Origin of the sequence: Variovorax boronicumulans (genome assembly GCF_009811375.1) — a bacterium.
In the GTDB taxonomy this organism is placed as follows: domain Bacteria; phylum Pseudomonadota; class Gammaproteobacteria; order Burkholderiales; family Burkholderiaceae_C; genus Variovorax; species Variovorax boronicumulans.
Genome location: NZ_BKDH01000001.1, coordinates 57985 through 76381, shown reverse-complemented (window position 1 = coordinate 76381; position 18397 = coordinate 57985). Strand labels below are relative to the sequence as shown.

Here is an 18397-nt window from a genome sequence, read left to right as displayed (position 1 = left end):
TTTTCTTACTGCGCTGCGGCGGCCTGCTTGCCGCCCACCACCACCGTCACCATGCGCTGCGGCTGCAGCTTGCGGGCGAACGCGGCCTGGATGTCGGCGGCCGTGACCGCGTTCATGCGCGCGGTCCAGGTGTCGAGGTAGTCCAACGGCAGGCCGTACCAGGCGATATTGGCGACGTTGCCGATCAGCTTGCGGTTGCTGTCCAAGAGCAGCGGGAAGCCGCCGATCAGGTTGTCCTTGGCGGCTTTCAGCTCCTTCTCGGTCGGGCCTTCGGCCACGAACTTCGCGAGCACGTCGCGCGAGACCTTCGTCGCCGCCTCGGCCTGGTCGGGCCGGGTCTGGAAGCCGATGCGGAAGGCGCCCGCGTCGAGCCCCGGCGCAAAGCCGCTGTACACGCTGTAGGCCAGGCCGCGCTTCTCGCGCACCTCTTCGGTCAGCCGCGAAACAAAGCCGCCGCCGCCGAGCACGTAGTTGCCGAGCGTGAGCGCGAAGTGGTCGGGGTCCTGGCGCGGGTAGCCGGGCTGGCCGATGAAGACGTGGGCCTGCGCCGAGTCGAACGCAATGCGCTCGTCCTTCGGCGCCGTGAGCGCCACCACCGGCGCGACGGCCGGCAGCGGTGCGCAGGCGGCGGGGCTGGGCAGGCGCGACAGCAGCGTGGTCGCGAGCGCCTCGGCCTCGGCGCGCGTGACCGCGCCCACGATGCTGAGCTTGGCGCGGCACGGCAGGATCAGCTGCTCGTAGCGCTGGCGCATGGCGGCGGTGTCGATGCGCGCGAGCGTCTCTTCGGTCACTTCCTGGCCGTAGGGGTGCGTGCCGTACACGGCCTGCGCGAAGGCGCGGCCGACGACGGTGGCGGGCTTGGTGTTGGCTTCCTTGATGGCGGCGTTGATGCGCTCGCGTTCGCGCGACCAGATGTCGTCAGGGAACGAGGGTTCGCCGATCTCGCGTGCGGCCAGGGCCACGGCCTTGGTCAGCAGCGCCGGATCGGACAGCGTGCGCAGCGTGTAGCTGGTGCGGTCGGTGCCGGCGCTCACGTCGAAGCTGGCGCCCAGGTCGGCCCAGGCCTCGCCCAGCGCATTCTGGTCGAGCGCGGGCTCGCCGTTGCGCCCGGCGCGCACGCCCTTCTCGACCATCGCGGCGCTGGTGCTGGCCAGCCCGGCCTGCGCGGCCGGGTCGCGCCGGCTGCCGGCGTCGAAATCGATCTGCACGTCGACGATCGGCAATGCGTTGGTCGACACCAGGTACACCTTCGCGCCGTTGGCCAGCGTCCAGTGCTGGATGGGCAGCGCGGCCTGCGCGCTGCCCATGCCGAACAGCGCGGTGATGCCCGCCAGCAGGGCGGTGCTTGCAAATTTCTTGAGGTTCTTCATGGAGGAATCCGGTGCCTTTCAGCGCATCTCGCCAGCAGGGGCTGCGAAGCCACGGCCGCGCTTGGGTTCGGGCGGCAGGGGCCGCAGCGTGGCGACCGTGAGCTGGTCGTCGCCGAAATACTTGGCGGCCACGGCCTGCACCTGCGCCGCCGTCACGGCCTGCAGCCGGGCGACGATGCGCTCGCTGGCGTCCAGCGGCAGGCCCTGGATCCAGTTGCTGCCGAGTTCGCGCGCCTGCGCCATCACCGAATCGCGCTTGTAGGTCTCGCTCGCCACCCACTGCGTCTTGACGCGGGCCAGCTCGGCCTCGCCGACACCCTCTTTCGCCACGCGCGCCACCTGGGCGCGCAGCGCGGCCTCGACCGTCTCGGCGGTCTTGCCGGCGGCCGGCACGCCGTCGAGCATGAACAGCTGCGGACCGCGGCCGATGAAGCCCGCGTACGCGCCGGCCGAATCGGCCACGCGGCCGGGGCCCTGCGTGAGCGCGCGGTCGAGCCGCGCGCCGGCGTAGCCGTCGAGCACGGCCGAGAGCACCACCAGCGCCCAGGCGTCGCTGTTGGCGTCGTCGATGTTGGTGAGCTGCGGCACGCGGAAGGCGAGCGACACGTATGCCTGCTCGGCCGGGGCCTTGAACTCGAGGCGGCGGATGCCGCGCTGCGCGGGCTCGGTGCGCGGCTTGCGCTCCGGCACGGCGCGCGCGGGGATGCTGCCGTAGTACTTCTCTGCCAGCGCGCGCACGCGCGCCACGTCGACGTCGCCGGCCACCACGAGCACGGCATTGGCCGGCACGTACCAGCGCTGGAAGAAGGCGCGCGCGTCGGCGGGCGTCATCGATTCGAGGTCGCTCATCCAGCCCACCACCGGGCGACGGTACGGCGACGCGGTGAAGACGGCCGCGCTCTGCTGCTCGCCGAGCAGGGCGCGCGGCTGGTCGTCGGTGCGCAGGCGGCGCTCTTCCTTGACCACCTCGATCTCGCGCTTGAACTCGTCGTCGGGCCACTGGTTGTTGGCGAAGCGGTCCGATTCGAGCTTCATCACCTGCTCGAGGCTGCCGACCGGGATCTGCTGGTAGTAGCCCGTGGCGTCGCGCATGGTGAAGGCGTTTTCCTGGCCGCCCAGCGCCGCCACGCGGCGCGAGAACTCGCCGGCCGGCACGCTCTTCGTGCCCTTGAACAGCATGTGTTCCAGCACGTGCGCCACGCCCGTGGTGCCGTCGACCTCGTCCATGGAGCCGACCCGCACCCAGACCATCTGCACCGCGGTCGGCGAGCGCCGGTCGGTCTGCACGATCACGGTCATGCCGTTGGCGAGGGTGAATTGCTGGGGGCCCGGGGCCGCGGCGGCAGGGGTCGACGCGGCGGAAGCGGGGGTGGACTGGGCCTGCGCGGGCACGGTCCACAGCGCCGAAAGCGCCAGGGCCAGCACCGCACCAGACGCAGCGCGGCGTGGCGAGAGGTGTTTCATAGAATGGGTCGGATTGTAAAAAGCTCCCGATGTTCAGTTTCTTCAAGAAAAAACCACCTGCCGATGCCCCGGTGACACCGGCCCCGCCGCCGACCGCCGAACCCGCGCCGCCCCCGGCCGCGGAACCCGCACCGGCACGCTCGGTGTTCTCGCCGTCGAGCTGGTTCGGGTCGAAGCCGGCAGCGGAAGCGCCTGTTCCCCCACCTGCACCCGCACCTGCACCCACACCTGCGCCGGCCCCCGAGCCGGCACCGGCCACGCCCGTGGTGGCGCCAGCGCCCGCGCCAGTTCCGGTCGCCGCACCTGCGCCGATCCCTGCGCCAGCGCCTGCTCCCGTTCCTGCACCCGCTCCCGTCATTGCGCCACCGCCGCCCCCTCCGGCGCCCGTGCCCGCACCGCCTCCCGCGCCCGTCGCCGTGGTCGCCGAACCGGCCCCCATCGCCACCGAGCGCAAGAGCTGGTTCGACAAGCTCAAGACCGGCCTGCGCAAGACCGGCACCGGCATCCAGGCGGTGTTCGTCAACGCGCAGATCGACGACGCGCTGTATGAAGAACTCGAATCGGCGCTGCTCATGGCCGACACCGGCGTCAAGGCCACCGAGTTCCTGCTCGACGACCTGAAGGGGCGCGTCAAGCGCCAGATGGCCACCGACGCATCGCAGGTCAAGCGCCTGCTGGCCGACGCCGTCACCGACCTGCTCAAGCCGCTGGAGAAGCCGCTGGTCATCGGCGAGTACACGCCCACCGTGATCATGGTGGCCGGCGTCAACGGCGCGGGCAAGACCACCTCCATCGGCAAGCTCACCAAGCACCTGGCCACCGAAGGCGCCTCGGTGCTGCTGGCCGCGGCCGACACCTTCCGGGCGGCGGCGCGCGAGCAGCTGCTGGTCTGGGCCGACCGCAACACCGTCGAGATCGTAAGCAACGAAGGCGGCGACCCGTCGGCCGTGAGCTTCGACGCGGTGAACGCCGGCAAGGCGCGCGGCAAGGACGTGGTGCTGGTCGACACGGCCGGCCGCCTGCCCACACAGCTGCACCTGATGGACGAGCTCAAGAAGATCAAGCGCGTCGTCACCAAGGCCGACGCCACCGCGCCGCACGAGGTGCTGCTGGTAATCGACGGCAACACCGGCCAGAACGCGCTGGCGCAGGTCAGGGCCTTCGACGAGACCCTGGGCCTCACGGGCCTCATCGTCACCAAGCTCGACGGCACCGCCAAGGGCGGCGTGCTGTGCGCCATCGCGCGCGAGCGGCCGATTCCGGTGTACTTCATCGGCGTGGGCGAAAAGCTCGAAGACCTCGAGACCTTCAACGCCCGCGAGTTCGCGCAGGCGCTCCTGGGCTGACCGGCGCTTTCGCCGCCGTTCGCTTCGGTCAAAAAAAACGGTCCCCGACTCGCGCCGGGGACCGTCAGCTCCCTGTCTTTCTTTTTTCTCCCTTTGTATTTCCCCCTGCGTGTGTGCCTCTTCGGGAATCAGAAACCGAACAGTGACGTCGGACCGCACACCGGGCTGGCGTTGCAGTCGGTCGGTGTGAAGTAGTAGGCCTTCTGCTCGCCGGTGCTCAGCGCAAGGTGGCCGAGCAGCGCTGCCTTCTTGGCCCCTTCGGCGTTCGCCTGCTGGATGAGGGCTGTGGTGTTGGTGGCTGGTGCAAGCGAATAGAAGTTGAAGGTCGTCGACTGCGACAGGTCCTTGGCGTAGAGCACACCGTTGCCCCCCGCAAAGATCAGCTCCGCCCGAAAGCGGAAGCCACGGGCGCCGCGCTCGTTGAACTGCGCAAGGTAGTCAGCGTGGTCGTTGATGGGATCGCCCATTTCATAAGCGAAGGTGGCGTTGCCGACCGAGCTTTTCTCATAGACGGTGACCATGCCCGCCGGATCTCCGGTTCCGAACTCGGCTGTCCGGTTGAAGAAACCGCTCGCACCCTGAGTGTTCGCCTGTGTCAGGTAGTCCGCCTTGCTCTTAGGCGCAAGCTCGACACGGTAGCTGTAGGTGGCAGTGTCGGCGCTGCTCTTGCGGTAGAAGTAGAAGGTCTCGCCACCGACGATCCACTCGCCCGCCCATTGGAAGCCCCGCGCACCAGCTTCGTTCAGCTGGTTCAGCAGGTCCGCGTTGGAGGTGGCCTGCGGCTTCTTCTCGTAGCTGTAGGTCGCATCGATGGTCTTCACGAAACCATCAACCTGATCGACAGTGGTCGGGCTGACCATGAAAGAAAAACCGCTCAGGAAACGGAACCCGCGCGCGCCCTGCGCAGCGAGGCTGTCGAAGAAGGCCGACGCGGTGGTCGCAGCCGGCAAGCCCTCGTACAGGAAAGTGGTCGCGCCCGGATTCGGCGCCGGCGCCGGTGCCGGTGCCGGTGCCGGGGCCGGTGCTGGTGTGGGCGCAGGCGCCGGGGCTGGCGCCGGCGCGGGCGGCGGCAACACGAAGCCACCACCACCACCGCCGCCGCTGCCCCCACCTCCGCACGCCGTCAGGGCCAGCAGCGCGGCCGTCGCGGCGGCCACTGCAGCAGGTTTGAAATTCATGGGCACTCCCTTGTCGATTCTTGTTCGGGGGCAACGCGGACCGCAGTCCGTCGACGCCGTGGAAACCCGAAATTACGACGGGGCCGATGTTCCCGGCAGTGCCAAAAGTCATTGCATGTGTGCCCATCCGAATCGATCGGCACGCAATGAACTACAACGTATTCACTTTCGACCGCAAGCTGTGTACGGGACGCTACGACGCCGCTGCGAGCCCCGCCATGGCCTGCAGCAGCGCATCGGGCGCCACGGGCTTGAACAGCACGGGCACGCCCGACTCGCGCACGCGCTGCAGGCGGTCGGGCGAGGTCTCGCCGGTGATGAGCAGCAGCGGCAGTTCGGCGCCGGCATGCCGACTCAGGCGCAGGCCCACGTCGAGGCCGTCGACGCCGTCGGCCAGGCGGTAGTCGCACATCAGCAGGCCGAAGGGCCGGCCCTCGGCGCGGGCCTGGTGCAGCGCATCGGCCGCGGCGGCCTCGTCGGCGACGGCGTGTGCGTCGATCGCGTGCGAGCGCAGCAGGCCGGTCATGGCCTCGCGGATTTCGAGCTCGTCGTCCATCAGCAGCACGCGACCGGGCAGCGTGGCCGCGCGCCGACGTGCAGCCAGTTCGACACTGCCGGCCGGGAACGGTCCCACGAGCGCGCTGACCTGCGGCGGCACGGTCGGCAGCACGACACGGAAGTGCGTGCCGCGGCCCGGGCGCGAATGCATCTGCACCGGATGGCCCAGCAGGCGCGACAGGCGACGCACGATCGACAGGCCGATGCCCAGCCCGCGCGCGCGGTCGCGGCCCGGGTTATCGATCTGGTAGAACTCTTCGAAGATGCGGTGCGACTGCTCGGGCGCGATGCCGATGCCGGTGTCGCGCACCTCGATCCAGACGGTGTCGCCGCGGTCGCGCGCCGTCACGGTCACACCGCCTTGCACGGTGTACTTGAGGGCGTTGTCCATCAGGTTGGACAGCATGCGGTGCAGCAGCTGCGGATCGCTGCGCACCCACAGGCCGCTGGCGCGCACGCGCAGCTGCAGCTCCTTCTGCTCCGCCTGCGCCGAGAAGGTGTGGTTGAGCGGCAGGAACAGCGCATCGAGCTCCACCGGCTGCGGCGACGGCGTGATGACGCCGGCGTCGAGCCGGGACACGTCGAGCATGGTGTCGAGCGAGGCCCCCAGCGCGTTCACGGCACGCATCAGGCGCTCGGCGTTGCGGCTCTCGGGGCGGCCGCGCAGTTCGTTCTCGAGCGCGGCGCCGAACAGCGCGATGGCGTGCAGCGGCTGGCGCAGGTCGTGGCTGGCGGCGCCGAGGAAGCGGGTCTTTTCTTCGCTGGCGCGCTCGGTGGCGGCGATCTGCTCGCCCAGGCGCGCGGCCAGCGCCTCGTTCTCGAAGCGCAGCATGAGCGAGTCGGTCAGCAGTCGGTGCTGGCGCACGCCGGCGTGCAGCGTGAGCATCAGGTAGGCCGAGCCGGCCGCGGCCAGGAACAGGTGCAGGCCGTCGCCCTGCCAGGCCAGCGCGATGATCATGCCCAGCGACATGGGCAGCGTGTAGCCGAACAGCGCGGGCTTGAGCGGCCACAGCGACTGCGCGGCGCGCGCGCAGCTGCCGACGATCACGGCCATCAGCAGCGAGGTCATGGGCAGGTTCTCGTGCGGCACGATGAACCAGGGCACCACCGCGGTGATCATGCTGACCAGCGTGACCATGCGCGAGATCTTGCGCGCCCAGTACGGGCTCTCGGAGGCCGGCTTGTCGGGCGTCCAGCGCGGCGTGAAGAAGACGTAGATGTCGACCGCCACCAGCGCCGCCATCCAGAACAGCAGGCGCGCATCGCTGAGCTGCGAATAGATGATGCAGCCGAACACGATCACGAAGCCCAGGTGGGTCAGCGTGGAGATGCCGTAGGTGTCGTAGACCGAGCCGACATGCTCGCGCAGCACGCGCTGGCCCAGCAGCTGGCCGGCGGCGGCATCGCCGCGGCCCGCCAGCGTGGCGCCGCTCAACGCAGCATGCTGATCAGCTGGGCGCGCGAGCGCATGCCGAACAGCAGGAGGATGGTCGAGACATGGTTCTTCACCGTGCCCTCGCTCAGGTTGGCCAGTTGCGCGATCTCCTTGTTCGCCTTGCCTTCGAGCACCCACTGCAGCACCTGCATCTGGCGCGGCGTGAGCTCCTGCCAGGCGCTGGCGTGCGCGAACTCCGCATACCCCGACAGCGACTTGGGCAGCGACGCGGGCGGCAGCGGCTGCTGCGGCGTGCCGTCGGCCTCGAACAGGCCGCAGGCACGGATGAAGCCCACCATCTCCTTCAGGTCGGCGGACTTGGGCAGGAAGGCGCTGGCCCCGAGCGCGAGCGCGCCCTGCGCCAGCGTGCTGTTGGCGGTGCCCGAGAGCACCACGACGCGCGCCGCTGGAAAGCGCAAGCGGAACTCGGCCAGGCCGCTGAGCCCGTGTGTGTCGGGCAGCGCGAGGTCGAGCAGCACGAGGCCGATGGCCGCCTCGTTCGCCGCGTAAAGCGCGAGCGCGTCGGCGATGTTGCCGGCCTCGAACACCGCGATGCGCGCGCCCGAGGTGGCGGCCTGGGCCTGCACCAGTGCGCTCACGCCCAGGCGCAGCAGGTCGTGGTCGTCGACCACCAGGATCGCGCCGGACACGCCGGCAGGCACACCGGTGTCGGTGGTGGGCGGCAGGGGTGCGGAGGGGGAGTCGAAAGAGGCCACGGATTTGATCTTAGCGGCGCACGCCCCGCGCGACAGTGCCCTAAGTCATGGCGCCCTGACCCGGGCTGGCGCCACTTGCCACGGCGCGGCGCCGTGGGCACCATGGACGTCTTGCCGCAACGCACGGCGCCCCGGAGACCTGCCATGACCCACACTGCCGCCGCCCCGCTCGCCACCAGCGAGCGCAAGGTCGACCGCCTGCTCGCCCACTACGAGGAGAGCCACCGCCATCCGACCAACGAGCTGATCCACTTCGTGGCCATTCCCGCGATCATGCTGAGCATCGTCGGGCTGCTGTTCGCGATCCATCCGTGGGTGGCCTACGCCTTCGTGGCGGCCAGCCTCGTGTACTACGCCCTGCTGCGCTCGCCGGCCTTCCTCATCACGATGCTGGCGCTCACGGTGCTGGCGCTGGTGGCGGTGCATGCGATGGGCACCGCGGTGGCGCCGGTGTCGGCGGCGATCTTCGTGGTGGCGTGGATCTTCCAGTTCGTCGGCCACAAGATCGAAGGCAAGAAGCCTTCGTTCTTCGAGGACATCCAGTACCTCTGGGTCGGCCCGCTGTTCGTGCTGTCCAAGCTGTTCGTCAAGCTCGGCATCCGCTGGTAGTCGGTGGGTGATCTGGCGCGCAGCGTCCGCGCGCGAGGGTTCCTTCAAGGCGACATGAGCGGTTCGGCCTCATAGGCCCGGTGCAGCAGTTCCACGAAAGCCGGCGCTGCCGGCAACACCACGTCGCCGATGCGGTGCACCGCCGCGCCCGGCGTCCACGAGTTCATGACCACGGCGCCGGCCAGCGCAGGCAGGTCGGCCATCCGCAGCACCTGGCTGCGCTGCGGGACACCGAGGCGTTCGAGCTGCCGGCGCACGATGCCCATCGTGGTGCCGGCCAGGACCTCGGCTTCGGGCCACACCACCGCCTGGCCGTCCCAGAAGGCCAGGTTCCAGATCGACGCCTCGCCGAGCCGGCCGTGCCGGTCGAGAAAGGCCGCGTCGCCGAAACCCTGCGCGACGGCCTGGCGCAGCAGCTGGGTCTTGGCGCCTTCGCCGATGTGCTTCACGGCCGGCAGGAAGCGCTCGTGTTCGATCGCGGCCAGGGTCAGCGGGCCGGCGGGGCCGTTGGAAGGTGGGCCGGTGCGGATCAGCACCTCGGGCACCGCGTCGACCGCGGTGAACTCACCGGCCGGGGAGTAGACGGTGGCCGTCAGCGACAGGTCCGCCGGGCCGGCCGCGAGCGCGGCCCGCAGGTGGGCGCGCACCGTGTCGTCGGGCAGCGCCTGGCCGAACAGGGTCTGCGAGGCGAAGCGCAGCCGCGCCAGGTGGAGGTCGAGGCCCCGCACCCGGCCGTCGCGCACCTGCATGGCCGTGAAGTGGGCGTGGCCGGCGAAGGCGAGCGGCGCCAGGTCCGCGGCGGGCACCGGCTGGCCGTTGCGCTGCACGACAAAGAAAGAAGAAGGGACGCTGGCGGACATGGTTTCGTGGCTCCTGGAGGGGATGGATCATCAAGTTCCTGAACTATCCCGCGTTGACTTCCTCAAGAGAAACGAATAGTTTTTGGAAAATCATCAAAAACCATTTGAAGATCGATGCACCCCAGACTGCTCCCCGGCACCCGCGCCCTGCGCACCTTCGAGGCCGCCGGGCGGCACCTGAACTTCACGCGGGCCGCCGAAGAAGTCGGGCTGACGCCGGCGGCCGTGAGCCACCAGGTCAAGGAGATCGAGGACCAGCTCGGCGTGCTGCTGTTCACGCGCACCAGCCGCAGCATCCGCCTCACGCCGGCCGGCGCCGTGTGGTTCGAGGCCACCGCCGACGCGCTCGACACCCTGCGCCGCGCCGCCGGCCGCGCCCGGCGCATGGCGCGCGGGGCGGCGACGCTGCGGCTGTCGACCAGCGCCCGTTTCGCGACCAACTGGCTGCTGCCCCGGCTGCCGCAGTTCCGCGCCGCGAACCCGGGGCTGGAACTGGGTTTCGATATTTCCGACGCGCTGCGGGATTTCGACGCCGACGACATCGACGTGGCGATCCGCTTCGGCAATGGACAAGACCCGGGCACGCGCGCACAGCGCCTGTTCGACACCGTGATCGTGCCGGTCTGCAGCCCCAGGCTGCTCGCCAGCGGCCCCCCGCTGGCAACGCCGCGCGACCTGCTCCAGCACACGCTGTGCTACGTCGACTGGAAGACCGACGGCATGGTCTGGCCGAACTGGCCGATGTGGATGGCCGCGGCGGGCATCGAGGGCTTCGACGACAGCCGCTGCATCGGCTTCGCCGACTCGAGCGACGTGGTGCGCGCCGTCACCGAGAGCGGCATGGTCGGCCTGGCCGACCTGGACATGATCGGCGCCGACCTCGCCCAGGGCCGGCTGGTGCAGCTGTTCGACATCGGCGTGCCCATGGCGGCGGGCTACGCCTACCACCTGGTCTACCCGGAAGGCAGCGCTGGGGACCCGCGCATCCTGGCATTCCAGGACTGGTTGCTGAGGCAAGCGTCCAGGACTTGAAAAACGCCAAACGGCATACAAATATCCAACAAATCGCGACAAAAGCTATCGCAACGATAGAAACCCAAGGGAACCCTTGGCTTAGCACTCCCTCTAACCGAGTGCTAATATGACCGCCACAAAGGAGTTTCCCCTGATGACAACGCTGTCTGGAGTCTCTGCCAACCAGCTGGCCGTCGCCAACCCCTGGTCGATGGTCCCCCCGCTGGGCAACCTGGATGCCTACATTTCGGCCGCCAACCGCCTGCCGCTGCTCACGCTCGAAGAAGAGCAGGGCTTCGCACGCAAGTTGCGCGACCAGAACGACCTCGAAGCCGCCGGTGCGCTGATCCTGTCGCACCTGCGCCTGGTCGTGTCCATTTCCCGCCAGTACCTGGGCTACGGGCTGCCGCACGGCGACCTGATCCAGGAAGGCAACGTCGGTCTCATGAAGGCCGTGAAGCGTTTCGACCCCGACCAGGGCGTGCGGCTGGTGAGCTACGCCATGCACTGGATCAAGGCCGAGATCCACGAGTACATCCTGAAGAACTGGCGCATGGTCAAGGTCGCGACGACCAAGGCCCAGCGCAAGCTGTTCTTCAATCTGCGTTCGATGAAGCAGGGTTTCAAGGCCGACTCGGCCGCGGCCGACAACGGCACGCACCGCGAGACGCTGAGCCCCGACGAGGTCTCGCAGATGGCCACGCGCCTGAACGTGAAGCCCGAGGAAGTGCTCGAGATGGAAACCCGCCTGTCGGGCGGCGACGTGCTGCTCGATCCGGGTCCGTCCGATGACGGCGACGAAGGCTTCGGCCCGATCGCCTACCTGGCCGACGCCACGCAGGAACCGACCGCTTTGCTCGAATCGCAGCAGCGCGACCGCCTGTCGAGCGACGGCATCGCCACCGCCCTGGAGGCGCTGGACGACCGCAGCCGCCGCATCGTCGAAGAGCGCTGGCTCAAGGTGAACGACGACGGTTCGGGCGGCATGACGCTGCACGACCTGGCCGCGGTGTACGGCGTGAGCGCCGAGCGCATCCGCCAGATCGAAGTGGCGGCGATGAAGAAGATGAAGAAGGCGCTGGCCGAGTACGCGTAAGCGTCGCGACCGCCCTCCTCCACGAAAAAGCCCGGCAGTGCCGGGCTTTTTTCGTTCAGGGGCGCTTCAGGGCGTCGACTTGGTCAGCGTGCGCAGCGCCCGCTTCGCGATGTAGCGGGTCTCGGCGACCGGCGACTCGGCCACCCAGCGCGTGCACAGCGTCTCGACCCACTCGGGCTGCGTCTTGCTGGCGTCGTTGAGCCAGTTGGCGACCGAGTTCTGCACGTAGCGATGCGCGTCGGCGCGCAGCGGCTCCAGCAGCGGCAGCGCCAGCCAGGGCTCGGCCTTCAATGTTTCGATCTGCGCGCACCACACGCCGCGCGGGCGCGTGAGTTCGCTGGCGAAGCGGCGCACGTTCGGGTCGGCATCGGTCACCCAGGGCTGCAGCAGCGCCAGCGCCTCGTCGAGCGAGTCGATGACGCTGTCGCGCACCGCCATCCAGGCGAACTCGCGCACGCCGAAATGCGGGTCGGCGGCAAAGCGGCGCACGGCGTCGAGTTGGGCCGCCAGCGGCAGGCCCGACAGCGTGATCCACTGCACCGCCCAGCAGCGCGCCACGTCGCTCGCGTGCGTGGCCAGCCGGTGTGCTACGGCGTCGCGCTCGGCGTGTTCGGCCGTCATGTCGTACAGCGCCCGCGCGATGTGGCTGTGACGCTGCATGGGCTTGAAGGCGGCCAGCATGGCGAGCGTGTCGTCCAGCCGTTCGTGCGCCGCATCGAGGCCGACATGGCCCGCCACGCTGCGCGCGAGCAGCGGCAGTTCGAGCGCGAGGAATTCGTTGAGGTTGACGGTCTCGAGCAGCCCGCCGTTCAGCGCACCCAGCACCTCGGGCGGAATGAGCGCGATGCGGAACGCGCCCTTGCGCGACTTCAGGTGCGCGACCGATGCGGCGTCCATGCCCCGGGGTGCCCGGCTCAGGACGCGAGCAGCGTCTTCAGGTCCGACACCATCGCCGGCACGCCCGCGCCGTAGCGCGCGTAGAGCCGCAGGCGGCCCTGCGGGTCGTAGATGTAGCTGGCGGCCGAGTGGTCCATGGCGTAGCTGGTCGGCGTCTTGCCGTCGACCTTCTTGTAGTAGACCTTGAAGTCTTTCGCGACGGCGGCCAGTTGCTCGGGCGTGGGAATGAGCGCCACGAAGCTCGGGTCGAACGCGCCCATGTAGGCCTTAAGCACCTCGGGCGTGTCGCGCGCCGGATCGACGGTGACGAACAGCACCTGCAGCTTGCTGCCGTCGGCGCCGAGCTGCTGCTTGACCTGCGCCATCTCGGTCATGGTGGTCGGGCAGACGTCGGGGCACTGCACGTAGCCGAAGAACAGCACGACCGCCTTGCCCTTGAAGTCGGCCAGCGTGCGCACCTTGCCGTCGGCGTCGGTGAGCGAGAAGTCTTTGGCGTAGTCGGCGCCCGTGATGTCGACCGCCTGGAAGCTCTGCTTCGGCTGCTCGCTGCAGGCCGAAAGGCCCAGCCCCAGCGTGGCCGAGGCGGCCACCCAGCCGGCCGTGGCGGCGATCGATTTCAGGGCATTGCGCTTGTTCATGGGCAGACGGTCCGGTCAGCGGAGGTAATGGTCGACGAGCAGCGCCGCGAACAGCACGCTCAGGTGGATGAGCGAAAACCGGAAGGTCTTGCGCGCCAGCGTGTCGGAGTAGTTGCGCCACAGCGCGAAGGCATAGCCGGTGAAGCCGATGCTCACGCCGATGGCGACCACGAGGTAGAGCCAGCCGCTCATGCCGTAGATGAAGGGCATCAGGCACGCCGCGAACAGGATGAAGGTGTACAGCAGCACCTGCAGCCGCGTGAACTCGTTGCCGTGCGTCACGGGCAGCATCGGCAGGCCGGCCTTGCGGTAGTCCTCGACGCGGTACAGCGCCAGCGCCCAGAAGTGCGGCGGGGTCCACAGGAAGATGATGAGGAACAGGATCAGCGCCTCGGGGCCGACGTCGCCCGTCATGGCCGACCAGCCCAGCACCGGCGGCATGGCGCCCGAGGCGCCGCCGATCACGATGTTCTGCGGCGTCAGCGGCTTCAGGATGACGGTGTAGATCACCGCGTAGCCGACGAAGGTGGCAAACGTGAGCCACATGGTCAGCGGGTTGACCGTGAACCACAGCAGCGCCGAGCCGGCCGCGCACAACAGCGCCGAGAACACCAGCGCCTGCATGTCGCTGAGTTGCCCGCGCGCCGTGGGGCGCCAGGCGGTGCGCTTCATCTTGGCGTCGATGCCCTTCTCGACCAGGCAGTTGAATGCGGCGGCGGCGCCAGCCACCAGCCAGATGCCGATGCAAGCCAGCACGCCGCGCTGCACGTCGGCCCACGACGGCAGGCCGGGCACGGCCAGCACCATGCCGATGAGCGCGCAGAACACGATCAGCTGCACCACGCGCGGCTTGGTGAGCGCGTAGAACTGGCGCAGCACGTTGGCGGTGCTGGCGTGCTGAACAGGAATCGGGGTGCTCACGCGGTGGCTTTCTTCGGTTGGGGGGTGCCGCGCGCATTGTCGACGGCGCGCGGAATCGGTGCAGCGGCGGCACTTTCGCGCCGGCTCTCGCACAACGCCCAGGTCAGGACCACGGCCAGCGCCGCGGCGCCGCCGGTGTGGAGCACGGCGGCGGCCAGCGGCCAGCCGAGCAGCACGTTGCCCAGGCCCGTGGCCAGCTGCAGCAGCGCCAGGCCGGCCAGCCAGTGCGCCTGCGCGCGCAGCGCCTCGAGGCGGCGCAGACGCCAGGCCAGCAGGCCGAGCGCCACGAACACGGCGTACGCCATGAGGCGGTGCGCGTAGTGGATGGCGGTGAGCGCGGAAAAGTCGAGCGGCTGGCCCTCGCCGGTCACGCCGAGGTGGCGCCAGATCTCGAAGCCCTGCACGAAGTTCATCGGCGGCCACCAGCTGTCCTGGCAGGTCGGGAACTGCGTGCAGGCCAGCACCGCGTAGTTGGTGCTGACCCAGCCGCCCAGGGCGATCTGGAGCACCAGCAGCACCGCCGTGGCGATCAGCCCGTTGCGCAGGGCCGGCGACACGGCCGTGGGCAGGCGCTGCGCCGCCACCTGGCGGTAGCGCACGGCCTGGATGCACAGCAGCGCGAGCAGCACGATGGCGCCCATCAGGTGCATCGTGACGATGGCGGGGAACAGCTTCCAGGTGACGGTCATGGCGCCGAAGGCGCCCTGCAGGCAGACCCAGACCAGCGTGGCCGCGGGCCACCAGGCACTGAGCACGACGTGGTGGTGCGCGCTGTCGACCGGCGGCGCGGGCTGGCGCCGCTGGCGGCGGCGCACGATCCAGGTGGCGCCGGCCAGCGTGAGGATCAGCACCCCAACGCCGGTCGCGAGGTAGCGGTGGACCATCTCGATCCAGGCCTTGCTGTGCGTCACCGGGCCGGTCGGCTGGGCCGCCTGCGCCATCGCGATCTCGTGGCGCGCGCCGGCCGGGCTGGCGTTGCCGTAGCAGCCGGGCCAGTCGGGGCAGCCCAGGCCCGAATCGGTGAGCCGCGTGAAGGCGCCGAACAGCGTGAGGTCGAAGGTGAGGAACAGCGTGAGCACGGTCAGCGCATGCAGCCGCCGCGCAGGGCCAGAGCCGGCGTTGCGGCGCCACACCCAGACCAGCGGTCCGAGCGCGAGCAGCACGCCGGCGCCCATCATCCAGGCGATCGGCGTGAGGTCGTAGAGGGAGCTCGTGTCCATGAGGCGGTGGTTGTTCGCGCGGGCTCAGCGGCCCGCTTCGTCCCACGACGACGAGGCGCGCAGCAGGCGGTCGATGTCGCGCTTGGCGCGGCTCGCGCCGGCGGCGTCCATGCGAGCCGGGAAACGCATCATCCAGTTGCCCATCGGATCAACCACGTAGAGGTGCTCGGACAGCGCGTGCCCTTGCACGGGCGCGAGCCAGCGTGCCAACTGGTCGGCCGGCACGCGCAGCACGGTCGCGCCGTGCAGGCCGTTGGTCAGGCGCTCGGGCACGGGCGCCGCGTCGCTCACGAGCCAGACGCGGTCCAGGCGGTCTTTCTCGCGGCCCAGGCTCTCGCGCAGCTGGCGCTGCAGGTACAGCTGCTGCTCGCACAGCGCGTCGCAGGCCGCGTCGGCCACTGCCACCAGCAGCCACTGGCCCTTGAGCGTGGCCAGCTCGACCGGCGCGCCGCTGCGGTCGGTTGCCGTGAGGCGGGGCATCTCGTGCTGCGGATCGATCAGCTCGCCGTACACGCTGCGGCCCTCGGGGCGGATCACGTAGTAGGTGAAGTAGGAGGCGATCACGGGCGCCGCGCACATCAGCAGCACGGCGATCATCTTCCAGCGCCCGTGGACGGTGCGGCGGTTCTCGGCCTCGTCCAGCGCCTGGCCCGGCGACGGCATCGAGTGCACGGTCAGGCCCAGCGGCTCGTCAGAGGCCGCGGCCATCGCGTGCGCGGCGCCGCGCGCGCCGGAAGGGGGAGATGAATTGGAACCAGACATAGAGGATGACAACGAGGGCCGACAGGCCGAACCACTGGAATGCGTAACCGTAGTGCCTCTCGAGGCCCAACGCCGGGGCCGGCCAGTCGCGCTGCAGGCCCTCGGACGCCGGCCCGCTCTGCTGCAGCGACACGTCGGTGCGCAGCGGCAGCTGGGTCTCGCCGCGGAATGCCTCCAGGTCGAGATTTTGCCGGATGGGGGAAGACCCCTGAATGCCCGGTGCCGGAGCGCTGGCGCCGGCAGCCGAAGGGGCCGGCGCAGCGGCCGATGCCGCAGGCGCCGGTGCGACCGCAGCCTTCGCGCCGAGTTCGAACAGATGGCTCGGCGGCGGCTCAATCAGCGCCGTGAGCTCGACGATGCCGGGCGGCGTCTCGACCGCGCCCAGCTGCGTGCGGTCGACGAAATTGCGCTGCACCCAGCCACGCTGGACCATCACGGCCTGCTCGCTGCCTTCGAGTGCGAACGGCGTCAGCACGTAGAAGCCCGGCGTGCCGTGCATCTGGCGGTTGTCCAGGTAGACCGTCTGCGCCGTGAGCCACAGGCCGCGCAGGTGTACTGGCCGGTGCATTTCGCCGGCGGCTTCGCCCAGCGCCAGGAACTCGGCCTGGGACAGCGGGGCTTTCTGCTTTTGCGCGTCGATGCGGGCTTGCAGCGCTTCTTTCTGCGCGGCGCGCGACAGCTGCCAGCGGCCCAGCGACACGGTGGCGGCCAGCGCCAACACGGCCGCCAGCGTCACGACCAGGAAACGGCCCCGGCCCGCGCGGCGGCGCGGCGTGGCGGGGGAAACAACGGACTCGGGAAGCTCGGGGGTCACTGGAGCGGACGGGGCGTGCGGCCGATAATGCGGGTCATGAAATACTTCGTCGCCCTGATCTTTCTGGGCATCTTCGCGAGCCTCGCTTTCGCGCTCTACTTCATGCTGAAGGACGGTCGCGACGGGCAGAACAAGCGCGGCGGCATGGCCCGCGCCCTCACCTTTCGGATCGGCCTGTCGGTCTTTTTGTTCCTGTGCATGCTGCTGGCCTGGAAACTCGGCTACATCCAGCCCACCGGGCTCCCGCTCGGGAAGTAACAGATGGTGCTCGTTCCACGAGAACCATGAAAAAGGCGCCTTACGGCGCCTTTTTTCTGGAATGCCGTGAGGTTCTTCGCTCAAAGCCAATAGACCAGCACGTACAGGCCCAGCCAGACCACGTCCACGAAGTGCCAGTACCAGGCGGCGCCTTCGAAGCCGAAGTGACGCTCGGCGGTGAAGTGGCCCTTCTGCAGGCGCAGCGTGATGAACAGCAGCATCAGCATGCCGATGAACACGTGCAGGCCGTGGAAGCCGGTCAGCATGAAGAAGGTCGAACCGTAGGTGCCCGAGCTGAGCTTGAGGTTCAGTTCGGTGTACAGGTGGAAGTACTCGTAGCCCTGCACGCCCAGGAAGATCACGCCCAGCAGCACGGTGAGCCACATGAAGCGGATGCACTGGGCGCGGTGGTCGGCGCGCAGCGCGTGGTGGGCGATGGTCAGCGTCACGCCCGAACTCAGCAGCAGCGCGGTGTTGATGGTCGGCAGCCAGAACGGGCCGACGGTCTGGAAGGGCTCGATGATGCCGGCCGGCGAACCGGTGACACCGGCCGCGACGCTGGGCCACACGGCCTTGAAGTCGGGCCAGAGGATCGCGTTGTCCAGGCTGCCGAGCGTCGGCAGCGCGTGGGTGCGGGCCCACCACAGCGCCGTGAAGAAGGCGCCGAAGAACATCACTTCCGAGAAGATGAACCAGCTCATGCTCCAGCGGTACGAGAGATCGATCTTGTGGCCGTACTGGCCGCTCTCGCTCTCGCCGACGGCAGCGCGGAACCACACGAAGAGCGTGCCGAGCCAGATCACCATGCCCAGCAGCAGCGACCAGGCGCCCCACTGGTGGCTGTTGATCCATTGCCCCGCGCCGAGGATCACGAAGAACAAGCCGATCGCGGACACGACCGGGTAGGCCGAGGGTCCGGGCACGAAGTAGTAGGGCGTGGTGCCGTGGGTGGTTGAACTCATATCAGCTCCTGGCTTTCTTTCTTCTCTCGATTCAATGATTCTGGAGATCGTGGTTTTTTGTCTTTGGCTCAACAGGCAACGCTCAGGCGGCCGCGACCACATGCCGCACCAGCAGCACCAGCCCGACCACGAAGACGATCACTGCGGCAAACGCCACCACGATGACGTGCAGCGGATTGAGCTTGCCCAAGTCTTCCTTGTAGGCGCTGTTGCGGCGCACCCCGAAGAACGACCAGCCCACCGCCTTCATCGTGTCCCACAGCGTGGGCTTGCGGCGCG

19 protein-coding genes are annotated in these 18397 nt (G+C 69.2%); 5 read left to right on the top strand and 14 right to left on the bottom strand.

Features of this window, described 5'->3' with window-relative positions; genetic code table 11:
• Window positions 1–5: 5 nt before the first annotated feature.
• Together VHAB30_RS00380 and VHAB30_RS00375 are read right to left on the bottom strand one after the other, a co-directional pair.
• On the bottom strand, window positions 6–1370 hold the full coding sequence (locus tag VHAB30_RS00380; protein WP_159275435.1) for a M16 family metallopeptidase: 1365 nt from the start codon (window positions 1368–1370) through the stop codon (window positions 6–8).
• Window positions 1371–1388: 18 nt separating this feature from the next.
• Window positions 1389–2834 carry a M16 family metallopeptidase gene (locus VHAB30_RS00375; RefSeq protein ID WP_159275434.1) on the bottom strand — a complete coding sequence of 482 codons (1446 nt, stop codon included), beginning with the start codon at window positions 2832–2834 and terminating at the stop codon, window positions 1389–1391.
• Window positions 2835–2863: 29 nt separating this feature from the next.
• On the opposite strand from VHAB30_RS00375, the gene ftsY reads away from it, so the two are divergent.
• Window positions 2864–4180, top strand: a complete 1317-nt coding sequence (gene ftsY, locus VHAB30_RS00370) for a signal recognition particle-docking protein FtsY (RefSeq protein WP_174250197.1) — start codon at window positions 2864–2866, stop codon at window positions 4178–4180.
• Between the two features lie 128 nt (window positions 4181–4308).
• On the opposite strand, the gene VHAB30_RS00365 is transcribed toward ftsY, so the two are convergent.
• The 3 genes from VHAB30_RS00365 to VHAB30_RS00355 form a co-directional block, all read right to left on the bottom strand.
• Entirely contained in the window at window positions 4309–5358 is a 1050-nt protein-coding gene (locus VHAB30_RS00365) for a hypothetical protein (protein WP_159275433.1), read from the bottom strand.
• A 193-nt stretch (window positions 5359–5551) separates the two neighbouring features.
• The gene (locus VHAB30_RS00360) at window positions 5552–7351 is read right to left on the bottom strand and encodes a hybrid sensor histidine kinase/response regulator (RefSeq protein WP_235926362.1); all 1800 of its coding nucleotides are present in this window, start codon (window positions 7349–7351) and stop codon (window positions 5552–5554) included.
• Complete coding sequence (locus VHAB30_RS00355) at window positions 7348–8067, bottom strand: response regulator transcription factor (RefSeq protein ID WP_159275432.1); 720 nt, start codon at window positions 8065–8067, stop codon at window positions 7348–7350. The genes VHAB30_RS00360 and VHAB30_RS00355 overlap by 4 nt, the downstream gene beginning before the upstream one ends.
• 144 nt (window positions 8068–8211) lie before the next feature.
• Between VHAB30_RS00355 and VHAB30_RS00350 the strand changes: the two genes are divergently transcribed.
• A complete protein-coding gene (locus VHAB30_RS00350; protein WP_070061973.1) occupies window positions 8212–8676 on the top strand; it encodes an Mpo1 family 2-hydroxy fatty acid dioxygenase in 465 nt (154 codons plus the stop codon).
• A gap of 44 nt (window positions 8677–8720) precedes the next feature.
• Here the strand turns inward: VHAB30_RS00350 and VHAB30_RS00345 are convergent, their stop codons facing one another.
• Window positions 8721–9536 (bottom strand): aminotransferase class IV family protein, encoded by an 816-nt coding sequence (locus VHAB30_RS00345; protein ID WP_159275431.1) that lies wholly within the window; start codon window positions 9534–9536, stop codon window positions 8721–8723.
• Between the two features lie 114 nt (window positions 9537–9650).
• Here VHAB30_RS00345 and VHAB30_RS00340 point away from each other — a divergent pair, with 114 nt between their 5' ends.
• Window positions 9651–10568 (top strand): LysR substrate-binding domain-containing protein, encoded by a 918-nt coding sequence (locus VHAB30_RS00340; RefSeq protein WP_159275430.1) that lies wholly within the window; start codon window positions 9651–9653, stop codon window positions 10566–10568.
• A gap of 136 nt (window positions 10569–10704) precedes the next feature.
• On the top strand, window positions 10705–11646 hold the full coding sequence (rpoH, locus tag VHAB30_RS00335) for an RNA polymerase sigma factor RpoH (protein WP_056577975.1): 942 nt from the start codon (window positions 10705–10707) through the stop codon (window positions 11644–11646).
• A 66-nt stretch (window positions 11647–11712) separates the two neighbouring features.
• Here rpoH and VHAB30_RS00330 read toward each other — a convergent pair whose 3' ends face one another.
• The 6 genes from VHAB30_RS00330 to VHAB30_RS00305 are packed head-to-tail and all read right to left on the bottom strand — an operon-like array spanning window position 11713 to window position 16898.
• The gene (locus VHAB30_RS00330) at window positions 11713–12543 is read right to left on the bottom strand and encodes a DNA alkylation repair protein (RefSeq protein WP_159275429.1); all 831 of its coding nucleotides are present in this window, start codon (window positions 12541–12543) and stop codon (window positions 11713–11715) included.
• A 17-nt stretch (window positions 12544–12560) separates the two neighbouring features.
• Window positions 12561–13181: an SCO family protein gene (locus VHAB30_RS00325; protein ID WP_095950891.1), complete on the bottom strand. Its 621-nt coding sequence runs from the start codon at window positions 13179–13181 to the stop codon at window positions 12561–12563.
• 15 nt (window positions 13182–13196) lie between these two features.
• On the bottom strand, window positions 13197–14102 hold the full coding sequence (gene cyoE / locus VHAB30_RS00320) for a heme o synthase (protein WP_095950890.1): 906 nt from the start codon (window positions 14100–14102) through the stop codon (window positions 13197–13199).
• Window positions 14099–15322 carry a COX15/CtaA family protein gene (locus VHAB30_RS00315; protein WP_159272987.1) on the bottom strand — a complete coding sequence of 408 codons (1224 nt, stop codon included), beginning with the start codon at window positions 15320–15322 and terminating at the stop codon, window positions 14099–14101. Before VHAB30_RS00315 ends, cyoE begins: the two co-directional genes overlap by 4 nt.
• Window positions 15323–15346: 24 nt before the next feature.
• Entirely contained in the window at window positions 15347–16030 is a 684-nt protein-coding gene (locus VHAB30_RS00310) for a hypothetical protein (RefSeq protein ID WP_159275428.1), read from the bottom strand.
• Window positions 16014–16898 carry an SURF1 family protein gene (locus VHAB30_RS00305; protein ID WP_235926360.1) on the bottom strand — a complete coding sequence of 295 codons (885 nt, stop codon included), beginning with the start codon at window positions 16896–16898 and terminating at the stop codon, window positions 16014–16016. The genes VHAB30_RS00310 and VHAB30_RS00305 overlap by 17 nt, the downstream gene beginning before the upstream one ends.
• A 27-nt stretch (window positions 16899–16925) precedes the next feature.
• On the opposite strand from VHAB30_RS00305, the gene VHAB30_RS00300 reads away from it, so the two are divergent.
• Entirely contained in the window at window positions 16926–17156 is a 231-nt protein-coding gene (locus tag VHAB30_RS00300; RefSeq protein ID WP_062481367.1) for a twin transmembrane helix small protein, read from the top strand.
• 80 nt (window positions 17157–17236) lie between these two features.
• Here VHAB30_RS00300 and VHAB30_RS00295 read toward each other — a convergent pair whose 3' ends face one another.
• A complete protein-coding gene (locus VHAB30_RS00295) occupies window positions 17237–18118 on the bottom strand; it encodes a cytochrome c oxidase subunit 3 (protein ID WP_062481365.1) in 882 nt (293 codons plus the stop codon).
• Between the two features lie 82 nt (window positions 18119–18200).
• Window positions 18201–18368: a DUF2970 domain-containing protein gene (locus VHAB30_RS00290; RefSeq protein ID WP_082818316.1), complete on the bottom strand. Its 168-nt coding sequence runs from the start codon at window positions 18366–18368 to the stop codon at window positions 18201–18203.
• Between the last annotated feature and the right edge of the window lie 29 nt (window positions 18369–18397).

What these genes read in the sequence shown, in the direction of transcription:
- VHAB30_RS00290 (WP_082818316.1), bottom strand. Translation starts at nt 18,368, where the DNA reads ATGAAGGCGGTGGGCTGGTCGTTCTTCGGGGTGCGCCGCAACAGCGCC.
- VHAB30_RS00350 (WP_070061973.1), top strand. Translation starts at nt 8,212, where the DNA reads ATGACCCACACTGCCGCCGCCCCGCTCGCCACCAGCGAGCGCAAGGTC.
- VHAB30_RS00340 (WP_159275430.1), top strand. Translation starts at nt 9,651, where the DNA reads ATGCACCCCAGACTGCTCCCCGGCACCCGCGCCCTGCGCACCTTCGAG.
- rpoH (WP_056577975.1), top strand. Translation starts at nt 10,705, where the DNA reads ATGACAACGCTGTCTGGAGTCTCTGCCAACCAGCTGGCCGTCGCCAAC.
- VHAB30_RS00310 (WP_159275428.1), bottom strand. Translation starts at nt 16,030, where the DNA reads ATGGCCGCGGCCTCTGACGAGCCGCTGGGCCTGACCGTGCACTCGATG.
- VHAB30_RS00380 (WP_159275435.1), bottom strand. Translation starts at nt 1,370, where the DNA reads ATGAAGAACCTCAAGAAATTTGCAAGCACCGCCCTGCTGGCGGGCATC.
- VHAB30_RS00365 (WP_159275433.1), bottom strand. Translation starts at nt 5,358, where the DNA reads ATGAATTTCAAACCTGCTGCAGTGGCCGCCGCGACGGCCGCGCTGCTG.
- VHAB30_RS00330 (WP_159275429.1), bottom strand. Translation starts at nt 12,543, where the DNA reads ATGGACGCCGCATCGGTCGCGCACCTGAAGTCGCGCAAGGGCGCGTTC.
- ftsY (WP_174250197.1), top strand. Translation starts at nt 2,864, where the DNA reads ATGTTCAGTTTCTTCAAGAAAAAACCACCTGCCGATGCCCCGGTGACA.
- VHAB30_RS00325 (WP_095950891.1), bottom strand. Translation starts at nt 13,181, where the DNA reads ATGAACAAGCGCAATGCCCTGAAATCGATCGCCGCCACGGCCGGCTGG.
- VHAB30_RS00315 (WP_159272987.1), bottom strand. Translation starts at nt 15,322, where the DNA reads ATGGACACGAGCTCCCTCTACGACCTCACGCCGATCGCCTGGATGATG.
- VHAB30_RS00345 (WP_159275431.1), bottom strand. Translation starts at nt 9,536, where the DNA reads ATGTCCGCCAGCGTCCCTTCTTCTTTCTTTGTCGTGCAGCGCAACGGC.
- VHAB30_RS00300 (WP_062481367.1), top strand. Translation starts at nt 16,926, where the DNA reads ATGCGGGTCATGAAATACTTCGTCGCCCTGATCTTTCTGGGCATCTTC.
- VHAB30_RS00375 (WP_159275434.1), bottom strand. Translation starts at nt 2,834, where the DNA reads ATGAAACACCTCTCGCCACGCCGCGCTGCGTCTGGTGCGGTGCTGGCC.
- VHAB30_RS00295 (WP_062481365.1), bottom strand. Translation starts at nt 18,118, where the DNA reads ATGAGTTCAACCACCCACGGCACCACGCCCTACTACTTCGTGCCCGGA.